The following is an 8690-nucleotide window of genomic DNA, read 5'->3' on the forward strand; positions in this document are numbered from 1 at the left end:
GGCGCGTTCGACACCATCGTCACGCCGGCGTAGATGGTCAGCACGAAGGCAACCCACGGCAGCCAGACCAGCTTGAGCGGCACGCGGTTGTCGGTGGCGAGCCACACGAAACCGGCGATCAGTGCCGCCGCGGCGCTGATCGCCGGTTTCGTGTGGCTCGCCACCGACAACCGCGTGCCGCTGAAACTGGTGTGGCTGCCGTGGGTCGCGTTCGTGCTGACGATCTATGCGGGCGTGACGATGGTGTCGAACGCACCGTTCTACAGCGGCAAGGCACTCGACGTACGGCATCGCGTGCCGTTCGGCGTGATCCTGCTAGTGGTCGTCGCGTTCGTGCTGGTGTCGTCCGATCCGCCGCTGATGCTGTTTGGTCTGTTCGTACTGTACGGTCTGTCCGGTTACGTGTTCTGGGGCTATCAGGCGTTGCGCGGCCGGAGCAATCCGGCGCGTTCGGTGTCGCACGACCGCTGACGGGTTAGTCCGCGTGTCGTGGTCGCGAAAAACGGCAGCTTGCGGGCTGCCGTTTTTCGTTGCATTCCCCCGTTTTTTCGCTGCCTTTCCTCTTCGGCGTTCGCGGTGGGCACGTCCTTCGAAGCCGCGCCGGCGCGCATTGCACGGGCGCTTGAATGTCGTTATAGTCGTCGGACCAGTGCGTTTGCGTGGCCGGCTGGGCCTTGTCGCAGGTTCCATTCGCCGCGCTGCGGGATCGTGCTTCGCTCTCGCCTTTATGCGTATTTGGCTCTCCGCTCGCTCCGCTCATGCTCTGCGTGGCCGTTCCTCGTCAGCGGCGGCGCCCATCCCCCAATTACAGAACCGATCCCCACATCTGAACGACTCCCGAGGAGACCCCACATGTCCGACAAACTGATCATTTTCGACACGACGTTGCGTGATGGCGAGCAATCGCCTGGCGCGTCGATGACGAAGGAAGAAAAGATCCGCATCGCGAAGCAGCTCGAACGGATGAAAGTCGACGTGATCGAGGCCGGTTTCGCGGCAAGCTCAAATGGCGACTTCGACGCGATTCATACGATCGCCGGAATCGTCAAAGACAGCACGATCTGCTCGCTTGCCCGGGCGAACGACAAGGACATCCAGCGCGCCGCCGACGCGCTGAAGGCGGCCGAGCGTTTTCGCATTCACACGTTCATCGCGACGTCGCCGCTGCACATGGAAAAGAAGCTGCGGATGACGCCGGAGCAGGTTTTCGAGCAGGCGAAGCTCGCCGTGCGTTTCGCGCGCAAATTCACGGACGACGTCGAGTTCTCACCGGAAGACGGTAGCCGGTCGGACATGGACTTTCTGTGCCGCGTGCTCGAAGCGGTGATCGCCGAGGGCGCGACCACGATCAACATTGCTGACACGGTGGGCTACGGCGTGCCGGAACTCTACGGCCAGCTCGTGAAGACACTGCGTGAACGCATCCCCAACTCGCACAAGGCGGTGTTTTCGGTGCATTGCCATAACGACCTCGGCATGGCGGTCGCGAACTCGCTGGCTGGCGTGCAGCTTGGCGGCGCGCGCCAGGTCGAATGCACGATCAACGGTCTCGGCGAGCGCGCCGGCAACACATCGCTAGAAGAAATCGTGATGGCGGTGAAGACCCGCAAGGATTATTTCGGCCTCGATGTCGGTCTCGATACCACGCAGATCGTGCCGGCGTCGAAGCTCGTGTCGCAGATCACCGGCTTCGTCGTACAGCCGAACAAGGCAGTGGTCGGCGCGAACGCGTTTGCGCACGCGTCCGGCATCCACCAGGACGGCGTGCTGAAGGCGCGCGACACCTACGAAATCATGCGTGCGGAAGACGTGGGCTGGAGCGCCAACAAGATCGTGCTCGGCAAGCTGTCGGGCCGCAACGCGTTCAAGCAGCGTCTGCAGGAGCTCGGCATCGCGCTCGAAAGTGAAGCGGAACTGAATCAGGCCTTCGCACGTTTCAAGGAACTGGCCGATCGCAAGGCCGAGATCTTTGACGAAGACATCATCGCGATCGTCAACGAGGAATCGGCGCAGGCGCAGGAGAAGGAGCACTACAAGTTCCTGTCGCTGTCGCAGCATTCGGAAACCGGCGAACAGCCGCACGCGAAGATCGTGTTCTCGGTCGAGGGCAAGGAAATCACTGGCGAGGCGCGCGGCAACGGGCCGGTCGATGCGACGCTCAACGCGATCGAAACGGAAGTGGGCAGCGGCTCGGAGTTGCTGCTGTATTCGGTCAACGCCATCACGACCGGTACACAGGCGCAGGGCGAAGTGACGGTGCGCCTGTCGAAGAGCGGACGCATCGTCAACGGCGTGGGCACCGATCCGGACATCGTCGCGGCATCCGCGAAGGCCTATATCTCGGCGCTCAACAAGCTGTATTCGAACGCTGGCAAGCTGAACCCGCAGCGCTCCGAGTAACGCGAGCAACGCGCGCCTGTTGCGCGCTGCTTCGAGTCCGATTGAAGAGAAGCTCCGTGGCATCCAGTGCACGGGGCTTTTTCATCGTGACCGCGCGAGCGCGATCGCGCGGTACGCCGGAATTACTCCGCTGTCCTGCGCCGTATCGACCAGCCGCGCGTTGCGCGTGCATGCTCCCGGACCTGGTATCTGACTTCGACGGTGATTCCGCGGCGCGGCGCGTCGGCGACGAATGCGTCCAGTAGCTCGCGCACGTCGTGATCGACGAAATCGGCGCGCGTCGCATCGACGAGCACCGTGGCGCCGTCCGGGATCTGCTGCAGGTAGTGCTTGAACGGCACCTTGCCGAGAAACGACACGTCTTTACGAAACGACAGCAGGTAGTGATCGCCATGCTGCGCCAGCACGATCGGGCCGCGCAAGTTCGCATACAGCGCGAACAGCATGCTGCACAGTATGCCGAGCACGATGCCAATCAACAGATCGGTGACGAGCACGCCGACGAGTGTGACGATAAACGGTGCGAACGGCGCGAATCCCTGCCGTGCGAGCCCGGTGAACAACGACGGCTTCGCGAGTTTGAAGCCGGTGAAAATCAGGATCGCTGCCAGACAGGCGAGCGGGATCAGGTTGATCACGCTGGTCAGCGCGAAGACGCTCACCAGCAGCAACACGCCATGAACGAGCGCCGACAGCCGGCTTTTTGCGCCCGCATGCACATTCGCGGAGCTGCGCACGATGACCGACGTGATCGGCAGACCGCCGATCGCACCGGCGATCAGATTGCCCACGCCCTGTGCCTTGAGCTCGCGATCAGGCGGCGCACGGCGGCGTTCCGGATCGATCTGCTCGACGGCCTCGAGGCTCAGCAGCGTTTCAAGACTCGCGACGATCGCGATCGTGATTGCGACGCGCCACACGTCCGGATTGATCAGTTGCGCGAGTTGCGGCCCGAAGTCGGCCGACGCGAGCGCGGCCTGGAGTGCGGCGAACGATTCGAGCGACGGCAACGCGACGCGCCCTTCGGCCGGCGGTGCCAGCGATGGCGCGACGATGTTTAGCGCTAGCGTCGCGCCAATGCCGAGCAGCACCACCGCGAGCGGTGCCGGAACGATGCGCACGACAGCGAAGCGGCGCAGCGCCCGGGTTTCCCAGCCGGCGAGAATCGCGAGCGAAAGCAGCGTGATCAGACTTGCGGTCGGCGAGATTGCACCGAACGGCGTTACGATCGCGACCGCCGGCGCCGGTGCGGCACCCGTAGCCGGGACGCCCAGCGCCGCGGGCAACTGCTTGAGAATCAGCAACACGCCGATGGCCGCGAGCATTCCCTTGATCACGGGCGACGGCACGTAGGCGGCAAACCGGCCCGCTTTGAGCATCCCAAAGCCGAACTGGATGACGCCCGACAGCAGTACGGCGAGCAGAAAGGCGGAAAATCCGCCCAGCCGGGCAATACCGTCGACGACGATGACGACGAGGCCCGCGGCCGGTCCGCTCACGCTCAGACGCGAGCCGCTCAGCGAGGCGACCACGAGCCCGCCGATGATGCCTGACACCAGCCCCGCAAACGGGTCGACACCGGATGCCTGGGCAATGCCCAGGCACAGCGGCAGGGCCACCAGAAAAACAGCCGTTCCGGCGAGCACATCGCGCTGGACCGAAGAAAAAGAGGTTCGAGTATTCATGTGTCGAGAAGCTTGAGGTAGGGCGACGGACCGCGAATGGCAAGGCTCGACAGCGTTTCTGCCATCGGCTGTAACCGCGGTGCCAGTTGGGGGTGTGACGGTGCGTCTGGCTAGCCAGCGCTATGCGCGGCGGTTGTGCAGGTCATCGCGTCGTCGGTGGCGTAGCCGGACGTGAGAACGTTGATGCGCCCGTCGTCGAGCGCAAAGATCCAGCCATGCACGAGGGGCGCCGGGTCGGCCTCGCGCACGATCGGGCTTGCCCGTAGCTGGCGCACCTGTTCGAGCACGTTCAGCTCGGCGAGGCGGTTGACGCGGCCGGACTCGGTTCCTCCGCCGTCCAGCTCCGCGCGATGCGTTTTCGCCAGTGCACACAGTGGTGCGATACGCCGGTTCACATGCGGCAGCGCGGGGTCGGGCGGTAGCAGCGCGGCCCGCACGCCGCCACAGCCATAGTGGCCACAGACGATCACATGGCCGACCTTGAGGACGTGCACCGCGTATTCGAGGACGCTCGCGGCGTTGTCGTCGGCGGCGTCGAACAAATTCGCGATATTGCGATGGACGAACAGATCGCCGGGCTCACATCGCGTGATGGTTTCGGCGGGCACTCGGCTGTCCGAGCATCCGATCCATAGGACGTGCGGATTCTGTCCGCGCTGGAGGTCGCGGAAAAATGCCGGATTGCGTGTCGCCGTTTCGTGCGCCCACGCGACGTTGGCGACCAGCAGATGTTTGGGGCGGTTCATCGTAGCGGCTCCGTGAGAGGCAATTGAACTGGACCGGATCGCCACGGCGGCCGCGCGGCTGCGTGGAAACCGGGTATCCGGGCAATGTTTACAATAGCCTTTCTTCCGATGAATGGTTCACGCAAATAGGATAAATTTCGTTTTTATGCGGAAGAAATAAAAAAACCACCTACGAAGGGTGGTTTTTTGAGGTGGCGGGATTGTGCCCGAGATCGCGGCGGCGCCTAGAAGAGGCTGCGCCGGTCCGGGTCGTGCAGTGGGTCCGGGGTCTTCTGCGTGAGTCGCAGGATGCCTTGTTCATCGAAGTAGAAGCTGTACAGCATGTACCAGACGTTGTCTTCGAGATAGCGGTAGGTCCAGACTTCACGCTTCATCAACGGGAAGTACGAGGTTTCGACCGGGCGGCCGAAGTTCACCAGCACGTCGCTGCGCGTCCATTTGCCGATCTCGGCGCGATAGAACTCGTTGGGCTGCAACACCTGACGCACGTTGACGATCTTGCCGGCCGCGTCGATGTCGGCGGCGGTGGTGGTTTCGCCCATCGGCTGCGTCGGCCACATCAGACGCTTGCCGCCGTCGGGCAGGTCGTAGGTCTCACGCGGCGGCCCAAGGCGCGCGACGATCGTCGATGCGTCCGCGCCCGGTTGATATTGCTGCCACGGCTGCGCGCAGCCGGCGAGCGCGAGCGCGCTCAGGCAAACGAGCGCGGCGCGGCGCAGACCCCGAGCCGATGCCGTGATAGAGCCCGCCGTGCGGTGATGGCGGTTCAGCATGTGTTCCTCCGATGGCGTTCAGTAGCGGGTTTTATTATCGAGACGCATTATTTTGACACGCGCCGGGGCAAAACAATTGCGCTTCGTGTGCGTGCGCAACGCCCTGCGACCACGGATGCGGTGCCTTGCCTGTTGCGTACGCGGCGTCCTATGATGCGCGCTTCGAAGATTCCAGCGGGGCGGTCATGGCGGCGAGGTGGCAACGGGCGGCGGCGGTCGCGCTGACGACGATTTCAATGGCAGCGGGAAGCGGCGCGGCCGATGCGGCGACTCTGGCGACGAGCGCGAATTCTGCGTCCGGACAGTCGACCGCCCGAACCGGCAGTCCGACCGCGGGCCCCGCTGTCCCGCTGAGCGCAAGCCCGTCTGGTCAGCCCGCGAGCAAGCCGACCGGCGCACTGGCGAGCAAGCCGACCGGCACGCCGATCCAGCTCGCGCTGATCGAAGGCATGTCCGGCCCGTTCGCGAACGCGGGCGCGGCCGTCGAGCGGAATCTGCGCTTCGGCGTCGAGCAGGTGAACGCGGGCGGCGGCGTGAAACTCGCGGATGGCGCGCATCCGTTTGAACTCGTGGTGCTGGATAGCAAGGGCGGCACCGAAGAAGCGCTCACGCAATTGCGCGCGGCCGCCGACCGCCATATTGGCTACATCCTGCAGGGCAACAGTTCGGCGGTCGCCGCCGCGCTGATCGCTGCGATCGACAGGCAGAACGGCCGCGAGCCGGACAACCGCGAACTGTTCCTCAACTATTCCGCCGACGACCCCGCCCTTACCAACGCGAACTGCAGCTTCTGGCATTTCCGTTTCGACGCCCACGCGGGCATGCGGATGGCCGCGCTCGCCGATGTGATCGAGCGCGACAAGGCGGTAAAGCGGGTGTATCTGCTGAACCAGGATTACAGCTTCGGCCACGACGTCAGCAGCCTCGCGCGCTCGGCGCTGGCGGTGCGACGCCCGGACATCCGTGTGGTCGGCGATGAATTTCATCCTATCGGCCGGGTGAAGGACTTCGCGCCCTATGTCGCGAAGATTCGCGCGAGCGGCGCGGACGCGGTCATCACCGGCAACTGGGGCGACGATCTGACGCTGCTGGTCAGGGCGGCGCGCGAGCAGGGGCTCGCCACGAAGTTCTATACGTTCTACGGCAATAGCCTCGGTGCGCCGGCCGCGCTGGGTGACGCGGGCGTCGGTCGTGTGATCGCGGTGGCCGACTGGCATCCGAACGCGGGCGGCGCGGCTTCCGACGCGTGGTATGCGGCGTTCCGCGCGCGCTTCCCGGCCGCACAGGACGACTACCCGGTGCTGCGCATGCCTCTGATGATCGAAACACTTGCCGCCGCGATGAGCCGGGCCGGCAGCACGGATCCGGCGGCGGTCGCAAAAGCGCTCGAGGGCATTCGCTTCGACAACGGCTTTCACGCGTCGTGGATGCGGGCCGACGACCATCAGCTGATTCAGCCCCTTTACGTGATGGAGATGGACAAGGCCGGCACGCGAGGCGTGCGTTTCGACAATGAAGGCTCCGGCTACGGATTTCGCACGGTACTGGCGCTGCCGGCCGATCGCACGGTGTTGCCGACCACCTGTCGGATGAGCCGCCCTTGATGCTGGCGTTTGGCGGTAGAACCGGGCGTATAACGGGTGAGGGCGCCCTTGAAAGCTGCCGTACAGTGCTCGGTCCGTCTCACGAGCCATGGGTTCAAGGCCGAAAGGGCCTGTGCTACAATACGCGTCCCGTTCTGGGAGGGTTTCCGATGCTGTCGGCGAGCTTGCCGGAAACGGGATGCAGCAAATATGAAAAACAACGGGTATCCCACGGCACGGCCATTCTTCCGTGACCGCCTGTCTAGTTATCAAGGAAATCGACATGTCCGCAGTTGAAACCAGCAAGAAGTCCGAAGTCGTCGCCCAATTCGCTCGCGCAGCTAACGACACCGGCTCCCCCGAAGTTCAGGTCGCGCTGCTCACGACCCGCATCAACGAACTGACCGCTCACTTCAAGGAGCACACGAAGGACCACCACAGCCGCCGCGGTCTGCTGCGCATGGTGAGCCGTCGCCGCAAGCTGCTCGACTACCTGAAGGGCAAGGATGCGGATCGTTACCGCACCTTGATCGAGAAGCTGGGTCTGCGTAAGTAATCGGCCAGTCGTTCAGCAAGATGCCTGTGTCAGTTATCGCTGATACAGGCATTTTGTTTTTGCGCGGCGCGCTTCATGTGATGCGCGTCGCCTGCGATCCGCGGCGTATGCCGGCTCACGCGGCATAGGCACACAGCAGTATCCGTAGCAGAAAACGCAGTATAGAAAGCATCAACAGAAACATGGCCGGGCTTCAGGGCGGGGTTTTGTGTCATTCCAGCGGTTCGCGCTTAGTCAACGTGGCGCGCGATTCTCTGGAATGGCATAACACGACTCTTCCCATGTGGCGCCGGTCCCGGCGTTGCCGCGCCGCTTCCGGTCCGCTCGGCATAACGATGAGGAAAAGCAATGACTATGTTCAACAAGATCGTCAAAGAGTTTAAGTGGGGCCAGCATAACGTCCGCCTCGAAACCGGTGAAATTGCTCGCCAGGCGAGCGGTGCGGTGATCGTCGACGTCGAAGACACCGTGGTGCTGGCAACCGTGGTCGGCGCGAAGACCGCGAAGCCGGGCCAGGACTTCTTCCCGCTGACCGTCGATTACCTTGAAAAGACCTACGCAGCCGGCAAGATCCCGGGTGGCTTCTTCCGCCGCGAAGGCCGTCCGTCGGAAGGCGAAACGCTGATCTCGCGCCTGATCGACCGTCCGTTGCGCCCGCTGTTTCCGGAAGGCTTCTATAACGAAGTCCAGGTCGTGATCCACGTCCTGTCGCTGAACCCGGAAATCCCTGCTGACATCCCCGCGCTGATCGGCGCGTCGGCGGCGCTCGCCGTCTCCGGCCTGCCGTTCAACGGCCCGGTCGGCGCAGCACGCGTGGCCTACATCAACAACGAATACGTGTTGAACCCGACGCGTCCGCAAATGAAGGAATCGGCGCTCGACCTGATCGTCGCCGGTACGGAACGCGCGGTGCTGATGGTGGAATCGGAAGCGCAGCAACTGAGCGA

6 protein-coding genes and 2 pseudogenes are annotated in these 8690 nt (G+C 63.8%); 5 read left to right on the top strand and 3 right to left on the bottom strand.

From position 1 onward, the window contains the following. Positions 1-123: 123 nt before the first annotated feature. Positions 124-471: pseudogene (locus VGH68_RS23615) on the top strand (CDP-alcohol phosphatidyltransferase family protein); the annotation flags it as partial. A 381-nt stretch (positions 472-852) separates the two neighbouring features. After that, entirely contained in the window at positions 853-2400 is a 1548-nt protein-coding gene (locus tag VGH68_RS23620) for a 2-isopropylmalate synthase (RefSeq protein WP_331606129.1), read from the top strand. A 122-nt stretch (positions 2401-2522) separates the two neighbouring features. Here the strand turns inward: VGH68_RS23620 and VGH68_RS23625 are convergent, their stop codons facing one another. From VGH68_RS23625 to VGH68_RS23635, 3 genes are all read right to left on the bottom strand, one after another. Further along, positions 2523-4085: a SulP family inorganic anion transporter gene (locus VGH68_RS23625; RefSeq protein ID WP_331606130.1), complete on the bottom strand. Its 1563-nt coding sequence runs from the start codon at positions 4083-4085 to the stop codon at positions 2523-2525. Positions 4086-4195: 110 nt separating this feature from the next. After that, positions 4196-4831, bottom strand: coding sequence for a carbonic anhydrase (locus VGH68_RS23630; protein WP_331606131.1), 636 nt, complete (start codon positions 4829-4831; stop codon positions 4196-4198). Positions 4832-5055: 224 nt separating this feature from the next. Then, positions 5056-5604 carry a hypothetical protein gene (locus VGH68_RS23635; protein ID WP_331606132.1) on the bottom strand — a complete coding sequence of 183 codons (549 nt, stop codon included), beginning with the start codon at positions 5602-5604 and terminating at the stop codon, positions 5056-5058. Between the two features lie 185 nt (positions 5605-5789). Between VGH68_RS23635 and VGH68_RS23640 the strand changes: the two genes are divergently transcribed. From VGH68_RS23640 to VGH68_RS23650, 3 genes and pseudogenes are all read left to right on the top strand, one after another. Continuing rightward, a complete protein-coding gene (locus tag VGH68_RS23640) occupies positions 5790-7208 on the top strand; it encodes a branched-chain amino acid ABC transporter substrate-binding protein (protein ID WP_414696980.1) in 1419 nt (472 codons plus the stop codon). 262 nt (positions 7209-7470) lie between these two features. After that, positions 7471-7743, top strand: a complete 273-nt coding sequence (rpsO, locus tag VGH68_RS23645; protein WP_331606134.1) for a 30S ribosomal protein S15 — start codon at positions 7471-7473, stop codon at positions 7741-7743. A 348-nt stretch (positions 7744-8091) separates the two neighbouring features. Further along, positions 8092-8690: pseudogene (locus tag VGH68_RS23650) on the top strand (polyribonucleotide nucleotidyltransferase); the annotation flags it as partial.

This window comes from Paraburkholderia sp., assembly GCF_036488505.1.
GTDB lineage: Bacteria > Pseudomonadota > Gammaproteobacteria > Burkholderiales > Burkholderiaceae > Paraburkholderia.